The following is an 18,105-nucleotide window of genomic DNA, read 5'->3' as shown; positions in this document are numbered from 1 at the left end:
GTGCGGCTTGGTCGCTCGGTCGCCCCTGTCGGCCGAGCGACTCGGCCGACAGGGGCGATGAATCCGGCCGCTTCCGGAAGCCGAGCGGAGCCCGGCTGCCCGTTCGGCTCGTTCGGCTCGTTCGGCGTGACTCCCTGCTTCGCGCCCCGAGTCGTCAGACGGCCGAGTCGGACCCCTCGGGCCGGATGCGTCCTCGCCAGGCGCCCGTCTCTCCGCCGCGCTGTTCGATGTGGTCCTTGAAGCGGCGCAGATCTCCCTTGACCCGGCGGTCGATCACGCCCAGCGCGTCCGCGCCCTTCTCGGCCATGCCGGTGGGCTCGACGTCCATCGTGAGCTCCACGCGGGTGTGGGTGTCGTCCAGCCGCTCGAACCTGACCGATCCCCGTTGCCGGGTCTCGCCGTCGACGACCCGCCAGGTGATCCGGTCGTCCGCCAACTGGTCGACGATCTCGGTGTCGAACTCTCGCCGCACCCCGCCGATGTTGGTCTTCCAGTGGTTGTGCCGCTCGTCGAGCTGCCGCACCTCCTCGACGCCCTCCATGAACTTCGGGAAGTCCTCGAACTGCGTCCACTGGTTGTAGGCGGTGTGGACGGGCACCTCGACGTCCACCGCTTCCTTCACCGTGCTCACTGACTCCTCCTCACTCGCAGTCGTTCGGGCACGACACCGGGTACCCGGGTCCGGAGACATGAAGACCCGGATCGAGCCCGGTCCACGTTCGCCGGTCCACGTTCGTCGGACACGACGTGCCGGCGCAGGTCGCCCGTGAGCAGTGAAGAGGACTCCGTACGCGGAAAAAATCTTGTCGAACCGCCATCCCCCGAGGGAGGTCGCACGTATGTCCTAGTGAACCGTGCGAGATGAAGGGAAGGACCATGTCGCTCTTCAGTCACCTGGCACCCGCCAGGAGGCACTCCAATGACAAGAAGGACACGACCACCGGGCAGAGGAGGAGGTCCCACAACCACGGACACCGTCGTCATGACTCCGACTCCGACAAGTACAAGTGACGCCGGCGCCCCTCGGCGACCGGTGGACATGGTCTTCCGGTCGCCGGGGGACGGCGTCCGGCACGTCGCGGTTCCGTGAACCTGCGCCGTCACGCCGTCCGCAGCGCCGCCCCGGTCGCGGCGCTGCGGCGGTTGCTCTCTGTCGCCGAGCCGGAGGGCGAACAGGTCGTCGCTGCCGCGCCGGCACTGCCGGTGGGGCAGATCTTCCGGCGGTTCTGGCCGTACACGCACGGCGGGCGCAGGTGGCTGCTGCCGCTCGTGGCGTTCTGCGTCGTCGGCCCCGCCATCGACGCGGCCGAGATATGGCTGTTCAAGGTGGTGGTGGACGAGGTGCTCGTCCAGCGCGATCTCAGCCCGTTCCTGCCGATCGCCCTGGCGTACGTCGGGCTCAGCCTCGCTTCGGGCATCGTGTCGTTCGCCGACGACGTGACCTCCACCTGGGTCGGTGAGCGATTCCTGCTCGCGCTGCGGGCGGACGTCTTCCGGCACGTGCAGAGCCTCTCCCTGGGGTTCTTCGAACGGCGCCGGCTCGGCGATGTGCTGGCCCGGGTCACCGGTGACGTCGACGCGGTCGAGACGTTCCTGCTCTCGGGCGTGGCCGAGGCGCTGTGGTACCTGACGCGGCTGGGCATCTTCCTGGGCATGCTCTTCTACCTGAGCTGGGACCTGACGCTGTTCGCCCTCGTCATCGTGCCGCTGTTCTGGTGCGCGGCCCGGTACTTCTCCCGGCTGGTGAAGGCCGCCTCCCGGGAACGCCGCCGGCGCAGCGGTTCGGTCAGCGCGGTCGCCGAGGAGGTGCTGGGCAACATCGCCCTGGTGCAGTCGTACAACCGCCAGGAGTGGGAGCAGGGCAGGTTCCAGCGCGAGATCCTCGGCCGGTACCGCGCCACCATGGCCTCGACCAGGATCCGTGCCGTCTTCGGGCCGCTGGTCGACCTCGTAGAGCTGAGCGGGGCCCTCCTGGTGATGGGCCTGGGCACCTGGCAACTGGCCCGCGGCCGTCTCACCCTGGGCGAGCTGCTGGTCTTCCTGGCCCTGCTGAGCAAGCTCTACAGCCCGATCCAGGGCATGTCCCAGCTGACCAGTACCTTCTACGCGGCCTCCGCCGCCGCGGAGCGGATCGTCGAGCTGCTCGACCAGCGCCCGCAGGTGAACGAGGCCCCCTCCCCCGTCCGGCTCGGGCGCGCTCGCGGGCAGGTGGAGTTCGACGGCGTCGGCTTCACCTATCCGGGGACCGACCGGGCCGCGCTGTGCGACGTGTCGTTGCGTGTGGAGCCCGGGCAGACCGTGGCGCTGGTCGGGCCCAGTGGCGCGGGGAAGTCCACCGTCGCCAAACTCCTGCTGCGCTTCTACGACCCCGAGCACGGCGCCGTCCGGCTGGACGGCGCGGACCTGAGGACCCTGCGGCTCGCCGACGTCCGGGACAACGTGGCCGTGGTGCTCCAGGAGACGCTCGTCCTGCACGGCACCGTGCGCGAGAACATCCTCTACGGCCGTCCGGGCGCCAGTGAGCGGGAGGTCGTCGCGGCGGCCCGCGCCGCGGACGCGCACGACTTCGTCACCGCTCTGCCGGAGGGTTACGACACCGTCGTGGGCCAGCGCGGCAGTCTGCTGTCCGGAGGCCAGCGCCAGCGCCTGGCGATCGCCCGGGCCATGATCCGCGACGCGCCCGTGCTCATCCTGGACGAGCCGACCACCGGCCTGGACGCCGAGTCGGGCCGACGTGTCATGGAGCCACTGCGCCGGCTGATGGCCGGACGCACCACGATCGTCATCTCCCACAACCTGCTCACCGTCCGCGACGCCACCCGGATCCTGGTGCTGGACCACGGCCGGGTCGTCGAACAGGGAACCCACCACGACCTGCTGCTGAGCGGCAGGACCTATGCCCGACTGCACCGGTTCCACGCCCCGGCGGACCCCGCTGCCACGGCTTCCGTGATCAAGGCGTTCCCATGAGCCGTCCGAACCTCCCCACGCCGCGGGCGGTCCCCCGAGACCGGGCCGTCCCGCCCCTGCCGCCGGGAGCGACCCCGGTCGCCGGCTACGAGATCCTGGCCCACCTGACCAGGACCGGATGGCTCGACGTGTACGACGCCTGGAGCCACGAGCGGGACTGCCGCTGCCTGGTGAAGACGCTGCGTCCGGACCGCCGGCACGAACCACGGCTGCGCGAACGGCTCCTGCGCGAGGGCCGCTGGCTGCAGGCGTTCAGCCACCCGCATCTGGTCCGCGCGTACGAGACCGTCGAGATGCCCGAGCCCCTCGTCGTCCTGGAGACACTGACCGGCGAGACCGTCACCCACCTCATCGGCCGCCTGCGGCACCGGCTCGCCGCCCATGACGTGGCCTTCCTGGGCCTGCACCTGTGCTCCGCACTGCACTACCTGCACGGCCGGGACCTGCTGCACCTGGACGTGAAGCCCTCGAACGTGATCATCGACTGCCGGCGCGCCAAACTCCTCGACCTCAGCGTCGCCCGCCCGCCGGGGCCCGCGCCCGCCGGCATCGGCACCCGCTGCTACCTCGCCCCCGAGCAGGCACGCGGCGGCAGCCTGTCCGCCGCCGCGGATGTGTGGGGGGTGGGCATCACCCTGTACGAGACCGCCACCGGCGACCTCCCGTTCCCCGAGGTCACCTCCGCCACGACGGACGAAGAGCCCGCCGACGGCTCCTGCTCCCCGCCGGTGTCCGCGAGCCTCGGCGACACCTGCGGCCGAGAGCACCGGTACCCGCAACTTGAGGGCAGGGCCGCGCCCGTGGGCACCCGGCGCCGCCTGCCGCGTGCGCTCGCCACCGCGATCGACGCGTGCCTGGAACCGGACCCCGCCGCCCGGCCGGGCATCGGTTCCCTCGCCGCGGCGCTCGACGCGCTGCTGCCCTCCCACCGCAGGGACGTGGAACCACCGGCGCCCGAGCAGGCCCCGGGACAATCCCTCCCCGAGGATGCTACGTATGAGGGATATGCACCATCTGGGGCTTTCTCTTGAGCAGATGCCCGATGACGCGCTGCTGGCGGGACTGACGACCGGCGACCCCGAGTTCGCGGTGGCGTTCGTCCGCCGGTTCCAGCACAAGGTCTTCGGGGTGGCCATGACGGTCACCGGCGACGCCCAGCTCGCGGAGGACGTGGCCCAGCAGACCTTCGAACAGGCCTGGCGCCACGCCCAGGTCTACGACTCGCGCCGCGGATCGGTCCGTACCTGGTTGGCGGCCATCGCCCACAACCTGGCGATCGACGCCGTGCGCTCCCGCAGGGCCGTTCCCGTGGACCCCACCCGGATGGCGCCGCTGCTGGAAGTGACCACCGACACCCCCGAGCGGCTGGCGGTGGCCGACGAGGAGTCGGCCGAGTTGCGGCGGGCCATCGCGGGGCTGCCGCCGGGCCAGGCCCGCGCCATCGTCATGGCCGGCATCTACGGCATGACCGCGCAGCAAGTCGCGGACCTGGAGCAGATCCCCCTCGGCACCGCCAAGACCCGGATCAGGACGGCGCTGGCCAAGCTGCGCAAAACCCTGACGCACAGGCAGGACACGACATCATGACCGGCGACGACACGTTCGCGTGCCGACGGCTGCGGGACAGCGCCGCCGAAATGGCACTGGGAGTACTGCCCGCCCAGGAGCGCGCCGAGACCCTGGCCCACCTTCAGCGCTGCCCCGCCTGCCGGGAGAACGTCCGGGAGCTGGCGCGCACGGCCGACGAACTGCTCCACCTGATTCCCGGACGCGAGCCGCCGGAGGGGTTCGAAACCCGCGTGCTCCAGCGCATCGGACTGTCGCCCCGCCGCCGTCGCCGGACACTGCGCCAACGGTTCGCCCTCGGCCTCGCAGCCGCCGTGGCAGCCGCGGCGCTGGCCGTGGGGGGATGGGCGATCGGCGTCACCTCGGCGTCCTCACCGTCCGACACCGGCCCCGCCCGGCCCGACCGGCTGCTCAGCGCCGACCTCACCTCCCACAGCCGGGACGTCGGACGCGTCTTCGCCTACACGGGCCGGCCGCACTGGGTGTACATGTCGGTGGACGCCGACGACCTCCCCGCACGCGCCCGGGCGGCCCTGCACGGCACACTCACCTGCCAGATCGAACGGGCGGACGGTTCCACCACCGTCATCGGCACCTTCTCCCTGGCCTCCGGCTACGCCCATTGGGTCGCCCCCTATCCCGCCGGCTCACCGCCCGTGACCGAGGTGCACCTGCTCGCGGCCGACAGGTCGGTCGTGGCCAGCGCCACCCTCCACCCGTCCGACTGATCGGGCCCGGCCAGGGCCCTGCCCGGGCCCGCCTCGTGGCCCGCCTCCGATCTGGTTTTGGCGGAATCCCGGTGCTCCGATCGCGGAGGACGCGGCAGGCCGTGCCCGCGCCCCTCCCGGCCCTACGCCATGGTTCAGCTCCAACGGGTGAATCCGGCCGCTCGGTGGCCGACGGTCGGCGTGACAGCGGGAAGGTCACTCTGCACACCGACAACCGATGAGCACGGAGCGTCCCCATGCCGAAGTTCCTCATCCAGGCCACCTACACGTCCGAGGGCGCGAAGGGCCTGCTCAAGGACGGTGCGAGCGGCCGCCGCGCCGCCGTCGACCAGGTCGTCACCGGCCTCGGCGGGAAGGTCGAGGCCATGTACTTCGCCTTCGGGGAGAACGACACCGTACTCATCGTCGACTTCCCCGACGCGGTCTCCATGGCCGCCGTCAGTCTCGCCGTCAAGGCCAGCGGCGCCCTCCAGACCCGGGCCACCCCGCTCCTCACCCTCGACGAGATCGACGAGGCCACCCGCCGAGAGGTCACCTTCCGCGCCCCCGGCAGGTAGCCGGCAGCCACGAGTTGTTTCCGGCAAGCCCCGGTTTCCCCCAGGGACGCGGCACCCACGGCGCCGGGCCGCCCGCACCCCCGCCCACCGCACCGCCGATACGGCCGTCCCGGCCCGGCGCCGGACAGCCCTGTCACCCGGTGAAGCCCCTCGGTTGCCGGATGCTCGGACACGCCTCCTCTGCACCGGCCCGGGCGGAGCCGAGCGCCGACCGGCGGGGACAGCCGTTGAGCGATCTCCCGCCCGATGACCGCCCGCACCTGGCTGACCCGTGAACAACCTCGCGCCGAGCGCCTCCACATGAACGAAGGCTCGGCAGCCGAGTGCCCGGGTAATTCGATGGCGCGCGCCGGACGGGTTCCGCACGCTGTCACCGTGGGAGAACTCAAGCACCGGATCCGCGCCCGCCACACCGACTCCACGGTCGTCGTCCACCAGGCGTATCCACCGGAGATCGGCCTGCCCGCGGCCCGGGAGGGCCACTTCCCGGCGGCCTGGAAGCGAGACCGGATGACATGGATCAAGCCGTCCTTCCTCTGGATGATGTACCGCTGCGGATGGGGAGCCAAGGAAGGGCAGGAGGTCGTCCTCGCGGTCGAGATCACCCGGGAAGGCTTCGAGTGGGCACTGGAGCACGCCTGCCTGTCCCACTACGAGCGCGGACTGCACGCCGACCGGGCCGCCTGGAAGCGGCGGTTGAAGCGGGCCCCGGCGCGGGTGCAGTGGGATCCCGAGCGCGATGTGCACCTGCGGCCGCTGGCCCACCGCTCGCTGCAGCTCGGGCTCACCGGCGAAGCGGCACGCCGCTACGCGGACGAGTGGACGGTCTCCATCACCGACACCACCGCTCTCGCACACGAGATCCACGGGCTTGTGCGGGACGGCGACCTGGAAGCCGCCCGGCGGCTTCTTCCCCATGAGCCGCCCTACCCCGTTCCCGAGGGGCTCCTGGATCACCTGCGTCCATGAGGGCAGCCGCCCGTTGAGACGTCCGCCGTGGCCCGGAGTCGGGTGGCTTCGTGGGAACCACCCGGGGGCGGGACGGCGACTTCTCCGAGCTCGTTACCTCCGGCGCCACGGGGTACTCGTGGGGCGCTGCCGGTGGATGTGCGCACAGCGGGCCACCCGTCCCCGATGTCGGAGCGATCGTGAAAGCACTCGTCGTCAACCGCACCCTCAAGCGGTCCCCCGAACCTTCCAACACCGAGGCACTGGCCTCCGTGGTCGCGGAGCGGCTCTCGGAACAGAACGTGCAGGTCACGTCCGTACGGGCCGTCGACCTCGACCTCGCCCCCGGCGTGGTCACCGACGCCGGCGACGGCGACGAGTGGCACCGGGTCCACTCGAGACTCCTGGAGTCCGCGATCCTGATCACCGCCTCGCCCACCTGGCCGGGCCGGCCGTCCTCGGTGGCGCGGCGCGTCCTCGAACGCATGAACGCGATGATGTCCGAGACCGACGACGAGGACCGTCCCGTCGCCTACAACCGCGTGGCCGGCGTGGTCGTCACCGGGAACGAGGACGGCGCGCACCACGTCATCAGCGAGATCTCCGGGGGCCTCGCCGACATCGGCTGCACGATCCCCGGCCGGGCCTGGACGTACTGGCACCTCGGCCCCGGCCCGGGGCCCGACCACCTGGACGAGCAACGGGGCCGCGACTGGGCGCACAGCACCGGTCACGCCATGGCCGACAACCTCCTCGGTGTCGCGCGGGCCCTGTCGGCGCTGCCCCTGCGGGCAGGTGACTGAGGGAGACGCCCATGACAAGCCCCACGTCAGGCACCACATCAGCTCCCGTACCGGCCGAATCCCCCACCGCCGCCCCCCGTCTCCGCTGCTGGGTCCCCCGGGGCGTGTACACCCCTCAGACCGACACCGGGCTCCTCAGGCGGGCGTTGCGTCGCGAGCGGATCACGGGAGAGACGGACGTGCTGGACCTCGGCACCGGAAGCGGCCTGCTCGCGGTGGAGGCGGCCCGGCTCGGCGGCCAGGTCACCGCGGTCGACATCTCGTGGAGGGCGCTCGCCACCACCTGGTGGAACGCCCGGCTGAACGGGCAGTCCCTGCGGGTGCGCCACGGCGACCTGGCGACGGCCGTGCCCGGCCGCCGCTTCGACCTGGTGATCACCAACCCGCCCTATGTGCCCGCTCCGAGCACCGCGCCGCCGCGGGGCCCCGCCCGGGCCTGGGACGCCGGATCGGACGGCCGGCTGTTGATCGACCGCATCTGCGACAGCGCGCCGACGGTCCTGCGGCCGACGGGAAAGCTCCTGATCGTGCACTCGCACCTGTGCGGCGTCGACGACACCCTGACCCGTCTGGAGGAAGCCGGTCTGCGCCCGGAGGTGGTCGACCGGACCCGGCTGCCCTTCGGCCGGGTGCTGCGCTCACGGCTCGCCTGGCTGCGCGAGCAGGGTCTGGCGGCCGACGGAACGACGGAGGAGCTGGTGGTCATCCGTGCCGAACACGCCTGAACGACCCCGCCGCGTCCGCGTCCAGCGCGACGGGCCGCTGCTCATCGAGGGGCCGGTCGAAGTGGTGGGCGAGGACGGCGAGGTGACGGTCTCCCGGCGCTTCACCGTGGCCGTCTGCACCTGTCGCCGGAGCCGCATCTTCCCCTGGTGCGACACCAGCCATCGGCGCCGCTGCAAACCCTTTGGCCCGGGCTCCCGTTCCGAGCGGAAGGAGGGCGGCACCCCATGACCGGCCCCGCCCCCCGGCGTCATCTCCGGCTGCTGCCTCCGCCGCTGCCCGAACCGCGCGGCCCGCTCTCCGCCGCGGTGACCGCTCTGCTGCGGGGATCGGGCCCCGGGAGTACGGACCCCGGGAGTGTGCCGTCTCCCGAGCGGTGTTCCGCCTACGGCGACGACCTGCAACTCGCCCTCTACGTCCTCTACGAACTGCACTACCAGGGCTTCCAGGGCGTCCCCGACAGCCTTGAGTGGGACAGTGGCCTGCTGGCCCGTCGCGGTGCGCTCGAGCGCCGCTTCCTGAGCGCGCTGCGCGAGGACGTGCCGGTGGACGGCACGGACACGGCCCGGCAGGCGCTGGACGAACTCCAGCTCGAACCGGTCGGCGACGACGGCAGCGGCGTCTCCCACTTCCTCCGCGACGAGGGCAGCCTCGAGCACCTGCGTGAGTACGCCGCGCTGCGCTCGCTGTACCACCTCAAGGAGGCGGATCCGCACGCCTGGGTCCTCCCACGGCTCCACGGGCGGGCCAAGGCCGCCATGGTCGCCGTCGAGTTCGACGAGTTCGGCGCGGGCCGCGCCGACGAGATCCACGCGGAACTGTTCGCCGACCTCATGGAGGACCTGCGGCTGGACACGGCGTACGGCCACTACGTCGACGCCGCGCCGGCCGAGGCGCTCGCCACCGTCAACCTGATGTCCCTGTTCGGTCTGCACCGAGCCCTGCGCGCGGCGCTCGTCGGGCACTTCGCCGCCGTCGAGACGACCTCGTCCCCGGGCTCGCGCCGCCTCGCCGAGGCGCTGCGCCGGGTGGGCGCGGGCCCTGCGGCCGTACGGTTCTACGCCGAGCACGTGGAGGCGGACGCGGTGCACGAGCAGGTCGTACGGCACGACGTCGTCGGCGGGCTCCTGGAGGGCGAACCGCACCTGGACCCCGAGGTGGTGTTCGGGATCCGCGCGACCGCCCATCTCGAGGACCGCCTGGCGGCCGGACTGCTCGGCGCCTGGCGCGAGGGTGCCACGGCACTGCGCGGGGACAGGCCGCTGGAGGGCGTCCTCCGCGCTTCGGGTTGACCCGCTCTCCGGTTCAGCGGCCGGTGAGACGGGCTGCCGCTCCGTACGGTGAGACGTCGCGCACGGTCGGCGGCTCAGGCGCGGCGGCTCATCGGGGAGTACCCCGCCGCGCCCCCGAGCACCGGGACCGCCCGCCCCTCGGCCACGGGGACCGGTCAGCCGAGGGCGCGGCAGTACAGCGCGTCCGGGGTCCGGGAGGAGCCGAGGCGGCCGGTGTAGGCGATGCCGGCCGCGTACTCGCCGTCCGCGCACTGGCCCTTGTAGTGGCCGTGCCCGAAGTCGCCGCCGGGGGCCGGGCCCCTGTTGTCGCCCCGGTCGAACCAGACCGTACGGCCGGCCGTGGCGGTGATCGCGCCGGGCCGGGCGGCCGCGCACAGGGCGGCCGAAACGGCGGAGCCGCGGACGCTGTAACCGGTGAGGAAGTACCCGACGGGGCACTGGAGTTTGGTGTAGCCGGACGCCCAGTCGCCGCCCGGAGCGACGTGCCGCTCGTCGGTGACCACCTCGTGTCCGCGGGCCGGGTCCCACAAGGGCCCGGCGGTCACGTCGGAGCACAGGCCCCGGTTGCCCGTGTGGCTGAGGCCGAGGAGGCGCTGTCCGTCGGGGCAGACGGCCTTGCGGGCGCCGGAGTCCCAGTCGGGGAGCGCGCGCATGCGCCGCGAGGCGACGAAGTCGGCGTGGTCGGGGCTGAGCATCGACCAGTGGGCCACGGGGGCGACGGGGCCGGTGCGGCCGGGAGCCCCGATGAGCCGGGTCCAGGCGGCGGCGCGCCAGTCGTCGCCGTCGTAGAGGCCCATGCGGCGGCCCGCGGCGTCCCAGTGCAGCAGCGCCCAGCCGTTGCCCGCGCGGTTGTCGTGCCAGCCGACGAGCGGCCAGTACGCGAAGTCGGCGTCGGTACGGATCAGGTGGTCGACGAAGTTCTCGAACCAGGCGCGCTGCACGGCGCCCGTCTCGCCGCGGCCCCCGACACCGAACTCGCTGATCCAGACGGGGGCGGTGAAGTGCCGGTCCGATTCGGCCGAGACGTAGAAGGCCTGGCGGTTCAGGACGTCGATCAGTTCGGCGGGGGTGAGGTCCTGGTAGCAGGGGTCGCTGGTCTCGCCGATGCCGGTGGCGCCGCTGTGGTTCGGGCCGGTGTAGCCGTAGAAGTGGGCGGAGTACACGAGCTTGCCGGAGTCGACGAGGGTGTGCGAGAGCCGGCGTACGGGCTCCAGCGTGGGGCGTTCGTGCGCGAAGCCGTCCACGGGGATGCCGGTCCAGTTGATGCCCTCGACGATGATGAGGAGGTCGGCGTTCGCCTCCGTCAGGATGCGGTCGCCCAGGCGCTGGGAGGCGGTGAACCAGTCGTGCCGGTCGCCCAGACCCCAGTTGGGGTCGTCCCAGACGGTGCGGCGGACCTCGTTGTACAGGTCGGCGCCCACCACTCGCTGGTTGTCCTTGTAGCGGCGGGCCATGAACAGCCAGTCGTTCTCCCACTCCTCGGTGGACCGGCTCGCGTTCCAGCGTTCGTTGCCGTCGACGCCGCAGCACCAACGGGTGGTGTTGGTGTGGTTGTTGAGGATCACCGCGAGTCCGGAGGCGGTGAGTTCGCGGACCACGACGTCGTAGACCTGGAGCGGGGTCTTCCCGCGCAGGACGGGGTTCGCGGCGACGGAGCCGTCCGTGACGGGACGGTCGTCGTGGATCATCTCGTTGGAGAAGGGCAGCCGGATGCTGTTGATCCCGATCTCCCGGAAGCCGGCGATGATCTCGGCCATGGGGGCACGGTCCAGGCCGAGGGGCATCCGGCCGGAGTTCTCCCCGGCGTGGTGGTTGGCGTCCTCGTCCCTGCTTCCCGAGCCGTTCCATGTGCCGCTGGCTCCGTGCCAGTTGCCGGACCGCAGCTTGAAACGGTCACCGTCCGCGTCGACGATCCAGCGGCCCCGGGTGCTGAGGGGCGCCGTCCAGTCCTCGGCGGAGGCGGACGCCCGCCCGGGGACGGGCTCCTGCGGCGCCTCGGTCGCGGCGGCGGGCGTCAGGGGCGCCAGGACGAGTACGGCGGCCAGAGCCGCCCTGCCGAGGAATCCGCGCACGGCCACCACCCCGAGAACCGAATTGTCATGCCCATTCCCATGCCGTGACCATCATGAGGGCCGGAGCGGCATTGGTCCAGTCCTGCGCGCGGCCGATTCGGCGCGCACCGGGGCTGTGCTACCGTGAAGAGTTGCAGTTTCGGTTACCAGAGACTTTGAGTGCTCTTCCGACCCTCCGTCGACGAGCACTCTTTTTTGTTGCTGGAAAGCTTCGCGGCTCACCAGGAATACAGCCGGGTGGACTGTTGCTGCAACGACGGGCCCACAGGGTGTGGGCCCCGAGCACTGCCCTCAAGGGAGATTCAATATGGCATCTGGCACCGTGAAGTGGTTCAACGCGGAAAAGGGCTTCGGCTTCATCGAGCAGGACGGCGGCGGCCCCGACGTCTTCGCTCACTACTCGAACATCGCCACCTCGGGCTTCCGCGAGCTTCAGGAGGGCCAGAAGGTGACCTTCGACGTCACGCAGGGCCAGAAGGGCCCGCAGGCCGAGAACATCGTTCCCGCCTGACACCGACGTCGACGCCGACGCGCGCCGCGTGGCCGGGACCCGCACTTCTGTGATGCGGGCCCCGGCCCACTGCGTTCTCCGCGCTCTCCGCGTTCCCTGCGGTCCGCCGCATTTCCCCGGTCCTCGGCCCGGCAACGAAGCCGGCGCCGTTCCCGCACCACGGCGCGCCCCGCTCTCGCTCTCGCGATCCGCCGCTCCCGGCCGCCGACCGACTCTCCGTCTCACTGTCACTTCGGCTCATTCTTGCGAATCCTCATGCGGCCGTGCAGGTCCCCGCTGGGAGGAATTCCTCGATACGTGCCGCGTCGAGGAAGGTTCCGCATGAACCGCAACCACACAGCCCGTTCGACCAGCAACTCCTCCCGCTCCCGTACGGACAAGGCCTCCACGGGCTCCGGCCGGGGCGCCCGCGTCCGCTCGCAGGGGGCGGGCCGCCAGGGCGCCGCCTCCCGTTCGGGCAAGGCCGGGCGCGGCGGCGGCCGCGGCGGCCGTCCCGCCGTGTCCGGTGGGGAGTTCGCCCCGCCGGTCACCCTCACCCCGGCACTGGAGCCGGTCGAGTCCTTCTCCGAACTCGACATGCCCGAGCGGCTGTTGACCGCCCTCGGAGCCGAGGGCGTGACCACCCCGTTCCCGATCCAGGCCGCGACGCTGCCGAACTCGCTGGCCGGCCGGGACGTTCTGGGCCGCGGGCGCACCGGCTCGGGCAAGACGCTCGCCTTCGGCCTCGCCCTGCTGGCCCGCACCGACGGGCAGCGGGCCGAACCCCGGCAGCCGCTGGCCCTCGTCCTCGTACCCACCCGGGAACTCGCCCAGCAGGTCACCGACGCCCTCACCCCCTACGCACGCGCGCTGCGTCTGCGCATCGCCACCGTGGTCGGCGGGGTGTCGATCGGCCGGCAGGTGAGCGCTCTGCGCGCCGGGGCCGAGGTCGTCGTCGCGACACCCGGCCGGCTCAAGGACCTCATCGACCGGAACGACTGCCGCCTGGACCAGGTCGCCGTCACCGTCCTGGACGAGGCGGACCAGATGGCCGACATGGGCTTCATGCCGCAGGTGACCGCCCTGCTCGACCAGGTGCGCCCCGGGGGCCAGCGCATGCTGTTCTCCGCGACGCTGGACCGCAATGTCGACCGTCTGGTGCGCACCTACCTCCACGATCCCGTGGTCCACTCGGTCGACCCGTCCGCGGGCGCGGTCACCACGATGGAGCACCACCTGCTGCATGTGGACGACGACGACAAGCACGCCACCACCACGGAGATCGCCGCCCGCGACGGACGCGTGATCATGTTCCTGGACACCAAGCACGCCGCCGACCGGCTGGCCAAGAAGCTCCTCGCCGTCGGGGTGCGCGCCTCGGCCCTGCACGGCGGGAAGTCCCAGTCCCAGCGCACCCGGACCCTGACCCAGTTCAAGGACGGCCACGTCACGGTCCTGGTGGCCACCAACGTCGCGGCCCGCGGCATCCACGTCGACAACCTGGACCTCGTCGTCAACGTCGATCCGCCCAGCGACCACAAGGACTATCTGCACCGTGGCGGGCGCACCGCCCGGGCCGGTGAGTCCGGCACCGTCGTCACCCTGGTCCTGCCGCACCAGCGCCGCGACATGACCCGCCTGATGAGCGACGCCGGCATCACCCCGCAGACCACCCGGGTACGCCCCGGCGGGACCGAGCTGAACCGCATCACCGGAGCCCAGGCGCCCTCGGGCGTGCCCGTCGTCCTCGCTCCGCCGCCCGTCCAGAACAAGCCCGCGCGTTCCGGGTCCTCGTCCCGCGGCCGACGCGGCCGCCCCGGCCAGGGCCGCCGCCGCCCGTCCGCCAAGGGGTAGGGCGGGCTCCGGCCGCGCGGGGCGGGTCAGCCGTGGGGGCGACCGGGCCCACGCGGTGGGCGAGCGCGACCGCCCGGACCCGGTCGCGCAGGTCGAGTTCGGCCAGGGTGCGCGACACGTACGTCCTGACGGTCTCGCGGCTGATGACCGTCCGGTCGGCGATCTCGGCGTTCGACAGGCCCTCGGCGACGAGTTTCGGCACCTCGGTCTCGTGGGGTGCCAGGGCGGACAACGCCTCGGTGACGGGGGTCCCGCGGGGGCGGCGGATGCGGTAGGCGAACCTGCCGACGAGCCTGCGGGTGACGGCGGGCGACGGCGGGCGACGGCAGCGACTCGTCGGCGGCGACCGTGCGGATGCCGTCGACCAGGTCGCGCGGCGGTGAGTCCGCGAGCAGGAATCCGCTCGCGCCGGCCCGCAGCGCCTCGTACACGTACTCGTCGAGGTCGAAGGTGGTGACCACCCGGACCTTCATCGGCTCGGCGACACCCGGGCCGGCCGGCAGGCGGGTCGCCTCGATTCCGTGCAGGAGCGGCATCCGGATGTCCGTCATCACCACGTCCGGGCGCGGCCGCCGCGCCGCCTCCACCGCGGCGCGGCCGTCTCCCGCCTCTCCGGCGGCCTCGAGGTCCGGCTGTGCGCCGAAGACGGTGCCGTAGCCGGTGCGTACGAGTTCCCGGTCGTCGCCGACCAGGACACGCATCGGGGCGCCGGAATCGGGGGCGGGGGCGTCGTACGGACGCGGCGTCAGGTCACCGGGCTCCCACCGGTGATGACACCACGACACCGACCACGCACCGGGTCCGGGGACCGGGTCCGGACCCGTCGGCACATTGCCGAACCGTGACCCCCTGCTGCTACCGCGAGTAACTTACTTCTGGGTAAGTTCAGTCCGGACCACCCCCGAGCGGCGCGGAGGCCGCTTCCCGCCGGCTGCTTCACAGGAGGTTCGCCATGCCCCCACGCCCGCGCACCAGGCTTCTGGCCGTGACGGTCACCGCCGCCGCCTGCCTCGGCGCCCAAGCGGTCGCCGCCGCCCCCGCCGCGGCGACGGACGAGGTCGTGTCCCGGGGTGTCACCATCCCCGCGTTCTACCACCCGCCCGCCCACCTGCCCGCCGCCGACGGCACCCTCGTCCGGAGCGAGCCCCTCCCGCCGGCCCTGAGCCTGCCCGGCCTCAAGGGCCCGCTGCCGGGAAGCGCGACCCGGCTGATGTACAAGTCCACCGACTCCAGCGGGCAACCGGTCGCCGTCACCGGCGCCCTACCTCGAACCGGCCGCCCGCTGGAAGGGCGACGGGCCCCGGCCCCTGGTCGCGGTGGCACCCGGCACCATGGGGCAGGGCGACCAGTGCGCCGCGTCCCTGGGGCTCGAGCGCCCGCTGACGCTCAACGGCCGGACGGTGTCCGTCGGTTACGAGAACCTGGCGATCCACCGCCTCCTCGCGAAGGGCATCGCCGTGGTCGTCACCGACTACGCGGGCCTGGGCACGACCGACCGGCTGCACACCTATGTGAACCGGGTCGACGAGGCCCACGCGGTCCTGGACGCCGTCCGCGCCGCCCGCTCGGTGCGCGGGGCCTCGGTCACCGCCGACTCCCCGGTCGGGCTCTTCGGATACAGCCAGGGCGGCGGGGCGAGCGCGGCGGCCGCCGAACTCCAGCCCTCCTACGCCCCCGACGTCCCCCTCGCCGGGACGTACGCCGGAGCACCGCCCGCCGACCTGACCTCGGTCACCAGGGCCATCGACGGCAGCGAACTGGCGGGTGCGCTGGGCTGGTCGCTGAACGGCTTCCTCCAGTCCGACCCGTCCCTGAGACCCATCGCCGAGGCGCATCTGAACGCCGTCGGCAAGGCGGCTCTCACCGACCTGTCGACGATGTGCGTCGGCGACGCCCTCTTCGGCCACGGCTTCACCAAGAGCACCGAGTGGACCCGCGACGGGCGCTCCATCAGCGACATCATCGCCGCCACGCCGGCCCTCCGGGCGTTCCTGGACAGCCAGCGCGTCGGCACGCTGAAACCGTCCGGCCCCGTCCGCGTGGCGACGGGCGTCAGCGACGACCTCGTACCGCACGGACAGGCCCGCGACCTCGCCGTCGACTGGTGCCGCAAGGGCGCCGACGTCACCTACAAGGCCGTCGTCCTGCCCGACGTCGGCAGCGCACTGCTCAACCACTTCGCCCCGCTGCTGACCGACCAGGGCAGCGCCATCGACTGGCTGACCGACCGGCTGTCCGGCAAGCGGGCCACCTCCAACTGCCGGAGCATGCCCGTACAGCCCTGACGACGACGATCGGTCCTGGTGCCCGGCTCCCGGAAGCCGGGCACCGCCACCGCGAAGTGCCGCCACGTCGAAGTGATCCGGACCGCCGGCCCCCCGCCGGGCCGGGGCTCGGCTACGCTCTTCGACCATGTCGCACCCTGACGATCTGCTCGTCGCCGTCGCCGCGATGGTCGAGGCGGACCGGGACAGCCGGATGTCACTCACCGTGGTGGTCCCCGGTGCCGTCATCACCGGACGGCTGGCCCCCGAGGCCCTGTGGAGAGAGCGGGTGGCGGAGGTGCTGCGCGACTCCGCGCGGCTGACCCACTTCGCCGTCCCGTTCGGAGAGGCCCGCGGAGGCGGGGACCCGTCACGCCCCTCCCACCTCCACTTCCACGTCGCCCGCATCCTCCAGGGGAGCTACGGCATCCCCGACACCGGGGGGATGTACCGCGTCGCCCTCGCCGAGGTGAGCGCCTGGACGGTGGGGGACATCGGCTACGCGGACCAGTTGACGTAGCGCGCGGACGAGGCCGGTCGGCCGGTGGTCTACGGGATGAGGCCGACCGAGGCGCAGGCCGCCCGGTACTCGGCGGTGCAGATCTCCTTGACGTCGTAGACGTCGTCCCGGATCAGCGTGTCCTCGATGTTGTCCCGGGTCAGGGCGACCACCGGTATCAGCATCGTCGGGATGTCCTTCCGCGTCGAGCTGTCGACGCGGTCGACGGTCAGCGAGTCGAACTGGATGTCCCGCCCCTGGACCCGGGCCACCGCGATCTCCGCGGCGCCGCCCGCCGCGAGCAGGAACGACTTGTACACCGTCATGTGCTGCGTGCCCTCGACGATCCGCTGCACGGCCTCCAGATCGGCGTCCTGCCCGGTCACCGGCGGGAGGTCGGAGACGCCCGCCTCCTGCAGCGCCTCGATGACGGCTCCGGCCATGCTGTCGTTCGCCGCGTAGACGGCGTCGACGTTGTCGGCTCCGATGGCGTCGATCGCCTTCTCCATGTTCGCCTTGGCGACCTCGGGCCTCCACTTCTCGGTGTCGTACGTCTTGGCCATGTCCACGTTCCCGTTCAACTCGTTGAACGCGCCCTTCTTGAACAGGGCCGCGTTCGGGTCGGCGGGCGCGCCGTTCATCACGACGACCTTGCCTTTCTCCCCCTCGCCGCCGAGCTCGTCGACGATCGCGCGGCCCTGCACCTCGCCGACGAGCTCGTTGTCGTGCGACACGTACGCGTCGATCGGGCCCTCGGCGAGCCGGTCGTAGGCGATGACGGGAATGCCCGCGGCCTTGGCCTTCTTCACGTCCGGCCCGACGGCCCTGGAGTCCACCGCGTTCACCAGGATCACGTCGACCTCGTCGTCGATCATCCGGCCGAACTGCCGGCTCTGCTCGGCCGTGCTCCCCCCGGCGTTGGCGTAGACGACCCTGCCCTTCCTGCCGGTGAGAACGCCGACCCGCTCCTCGATGAGGGGGCGGTCGAACTTCTCGTAGCGCGCCGCGTCGTTGTCGGGCAGGAGGAGACCCACCGTGATGTCGTTGCGCTCGCTCGGCGACGCGGAGTCACGGCTCTCGCCGGTGTCGCCGAACGCACCGCACGCGGAGAGCGAGAGGAGCGAGAGGGCCGTGAGGCCGGCCGTCACAAGAGTGGTGCGGGTGGTGCGAGAAGTGCAGGGGTTCACATCAGGTGCCTTCCGGGCGAGGGTGCAGCGTGGCGACCGGTGAGGGGCAGCCAACGCCGCGCGGCCCGGCAGCGTCAAGCCGTGCCCGTCACGCGGCCCCCTCTGCCGGTTCCACGGTCCGAGCGGCCGGCACCGGTCCGATTTGTGGTCAC

The 18,105-nt window shown here is 72.2% G+C and carries 16 protein-coding genes and 2 pseudogenes; 14 read left to right on the top strand and 4 right to left on the bottom strand.

Features of this window, described 5'->3' with window-relative positions; all coding sequences use genetic code 11:
- Nucleotides 1-154: 154 nt before the first annotated feature.
- Entirely contained in the window at nt 155-631 is a 477-nt protein-coding gene (locus tag ACVW19_RS17670; RefSeq protein WP_457460318.1) for an SRPBCC family protein, read from the bottom strand.
- Between the two features lie 455 nt (nt 632-1,086).
- On the opposite strand from ACVW19_RS17670, the gene ACVW19_RS17665 reads away from it, so the two are divergent.
- The 10 genes from ACVW19_RS17665 to ACVW19_RS17620 all read left to right on the top strand — a co-directional run bounded on the left by ACVW19_RS17665 (nt 1,087) and on the right by ACVW19_RS17620 (nt 9,587).
- A complete protein-coding gene (locus ACVW19_RS17665) occupies nt 1,087-2,970 on the top strand; it encodes an ABC transporter ATP-binding protein (RefSeq protein ID WP_457460317.1) in 1,884 nt (627 codons plus the stop codon).
- Entirely contained in the window at nt 2,967-4,001 is a 1,035-nt protein-coding gene (locus tag ACVW19_RS17660; RefSeq protein ID WP_457460316.1) for a serine/threonine-protein kinase, read from the top strand. The genes ACVW19_RS17665 and ACVW19_RS17660 overlap by 4 nt, the downstream gene beginning before the upstream one ends.
- 4 nt (nt 4,002-4,005) lie before the next feature.
- Nucleotides 4,006-4,557 carry an RNA polymerase sigma factor gene (locus ACVW19_RS17655; protein WP_457460315.1) on the top strand — a complete coding sequence of 184 codons (552 nt, stop codon included), beginning with the start codon at nt 4,006-4,008 and terminating at the stop codon, nt 4,555-4,557.
- Nucleotides 4,554-5,264, top strand: coding sequence for a hypothetical protein (locus ACVW19_RS17650; RefSeq protein ID WP_457460314.1), 711 nt, complete (start codon nt 4,554-4,556; stop codon nt 5,262-5,264). Before ACVW19_RS17655 ends, ACVW19_RS17650 begins: the two co-directional genes overlap by 4 nt.
- 236 nt (nt 5,265-5,500) lie before the next feature.
- Nucleotides 5,501-5,821, top strand: coding sequence for a GYD domain-containing protein (locus ACVW19_RS17645; protein ID WP_457460313.1), 321 nt, complete (start codon nt 5,501-5,503; stop codon nt 5,819-5,821).
- 339 nt (nt 5,822-6,160) lie between these two features.
- Nucleotides 6,161-6,790: a DUF4291 domain-containing protein gene (locus tag ACVW19_RS17640; RefSeq protein WP_457460312.1), complete on the top strand. Its 630-nt coding sequence runs from the start codon at nt 6,161-6,163 to the stop codon at nt 6,788-6,790.
- 179 nt (nt 6,791-6,969) lie between these two features.
- Nucleotides 6,970-7,572: a flavodoxin family protein gene (locus tag ACVW19_RS17635; RefSeq protein WP_457460311.1), complete on the top strand. Its 603-nt coding sequence runs from the start codon at nt 6,970-6,972 to the stop codon at nt 7,570-7,572.
- Nucleotides 7,573-7,583: 11 nt separating this feature from the next.
- The gene (locus ACVW19_RS17630) at nt 7,584-8,297 is read left to right on the top strand and encodes a HemK2/MTQ2 family protein methyltransferase (protein ID WP_457460310.1); all 714 of its coding nucleotides are present in this window, start codon (nt 7,584-7,586) and stop codon (nt 8,295-8,297) included.
- Complete coding sequence (locus ACVW19_RS17625; RefSeq protein ID WP_457460309.1) at nt 8,281-8,526, top strand: CDGSH iron-sulfur domain-containing protein; 246 nt, start codon at nt 8,281-8,283, stop codon at nt 8,524-8,526. Before ACVW19_RS17630 ends, ACVW19_RS17625 begins: the two co-directional genes overlap by 17 nt.
- Nucleotides 8,523-9,587, top strand: coding sequence for an iron-containing redox enzyme family protein (locus tag ACVW19_RS17620; protein WP_457460308.1), 1,065 nt, complete (start codon nt 8,523-8,525; stop codon nt 9,585-9,587). The genes ACVW19_RS17625 and ACVW19_RS17620 overlap by 4 nt, the downstream gene beginning before the upstream one ends.
- Before the next feature lie 155 nt (nt 9,588-9,742).
- Here the strand turns inward: ACVW19_RS17620 and ACVW19_RS17615 are convergent, their stop codons facing one another.
- Complete coding sequence (locus ACVW19_RS17615) at nt 9,743-11,659, bottom strand: glycoside hydrolase family 5 protein (RefSeq protein WP_457460307.1); 1,917 nt, start codon at nt 11,657-11,659, stop codon at nt 9,743-9,745.
- A gap of 307 nt (nt 11,660-11,966) precedes the next feature.
- Between ACVW19_RS17615 and ACVW19_RS17610 the strand changes: the two genes are divergently transcribed.
- Together ACVW19_RS17610 and ACVW19_RS17605 are read left to right on the top strand one after the other, a co-directional pair.
- Complete coding sequence (locus ACVW19_RS17610; protein ID WP_109379033.1) at nt 11,967-12,170, top strand: cold-shock protein; 204 nt, start codon at nt 11,967-11,969, stop codon at nt 12,168-12,170.
- 321 nt (nt 12,171-12,491) lie between these two features.
- Nucleotides 12,492-14,003, top strand: a complete 1,512-nt coding sequence (locus ACVW19_RS17605; RefSeq protein ID WP_457460306.1) for a DEAD/DEAH box helicase — start codon at nt 12,492-12,494, stop codon at nt 14,001-14,003.
- A gap of 40 nt (nt 14,004-14,043) precedes the next feature.
- Here the strand turns inward: ACVW19_RS17605 and ACVW19_RS17600 are convergent.
- Nucleotides 14,044-14,704, bottom strand: a pseudogene (locus tag ACVW19_RS17600) (response regulator); the annotation flags it as partial.
- Between the two features lie 251 nt (nt 14,705-14,955).
- On the opposite strand from ACVW19_RS17600, the pseudogene ACVW19_RS17595 reads away from it, so the two are divergent.
- Both ACVW19_RS17595 and ACVW19_RS17590 read left to right on the top strand, forming a co-directional pair.
- Nucleotides 14,956-16,288: pseudogene (locus ACVW19_RS17595) on the top strand (lipase family protein).
- A 127-nt stretch (nt 16,289-16,415) separates the two neighbouring features.
- Nucleotides 16,416-16,787 (top strand): hypothetical protein, encoded by a 372-nt coding sequence (locus tag ACVW19_RS17590; protein ID WP_457460305.1) that lies wholly within the window; start codon nt 16,416-16,418, stop codon nt 16,785-16,787.
- Between the two features lie 29 nt (nt 16,788-16,816).
- Here ACVW19_RS17590 and ACVW19_RS17585 read toward each other — a convergent pair whose 3' ends face one another.
- Nucleotides 16,817-17,914, bottom strand: a complete 1,098-nt coding sequence (locus ACVW19_RS17585) for a sugar ABC transporter substrate-binding protein (RefSeq protein WP_457460304.1) — start codon at nt 17,912-17,914, stop codon at nt 16,817-16,819.
- Between the last annotated feature and the right edge of the window lie 191 nt (nt 17,915-18,105).

The organism is Streptomyces sp. TE5632, from assembly GCF_054061295.1.
Note: the sequence above shows the minus strand (reverse complement) of the source record. Positions and strands in the feature narration are given on the sequence as shown.

Bases quoted from the DNA above. Each gene is read 5' to 3' on its own strand.
- ACVW19_RS17660 (WP_457460316.1), top strand. From the start codon at position 2,967: ATGAGCCGTCCGAACCTCCCCACGCCGCGGGCGGTCCCCCGAGACCGG.
- ACVW19_RS17655 (WP_457460315.1), top strand. From the start codon at position 4,006: ATGCCCGATGACGCGCTGCTGGCGGGACTGACGACCGGCGACCCCGAG.
- ACVW19_RS17650 (WP_457460314.1), top strand. From the start codon at position 4,554: ATGACCGGCGACGACACGTTCGCGTGCCGACGGCTGCGGGACAGCGCC.
- ACVW19_RS17645 (WP_457460313.1), top strand. From the start codon at position 5,501: ATGCCGAAGTTCCTCATCCAGGCCACCTACACGTCCGAGGGCGCGAAG.
- ACVW19_RS17640 (WP_457460312.1), top strand. From the start codon at position 6,161: ATGGCGCGCGCCGGACGGGTTCCGCACGCTGTCACCGTGGGAGAACTC.
- ACVW19_RS17630 (WP_457460310.1), top strand. From the start codon at position 7,584: ATGACAAGCCCCACGTCAGGCACCACATCAGCTCCCGTACCGGCCGAA.
- ACVW19_RS17620 (WP_457460308.1), top strand. From the start codon at position 8,523: ATGACCGGCCCCGCCCCCCGGCGTCATCTCCGGCTGCTGCCTCCGCCG.
- ACVW19_RS17610 (WP_109379033.1), top strand. From the start codon at position 11,967: ATGGCATCTGGCACCGTGAAGTGGTTCAACGCGGAAAAGGGCTTCGGC.
- ACVW19_RS17605 (WP_457460306.1), top strand. From the start codon at position 12,492: ATGAACCGCAACCACACAGCCCGTTCGACCAGCAACTCCTCCCGCTCC.
- ACVW19_RS17590 (WP_457460305.1), top strand. From the start codon at position 16,416: ATGTCGCACCCTGACGATCTGCTCGTCGCCGTCGCCGCGATGGTCGAG.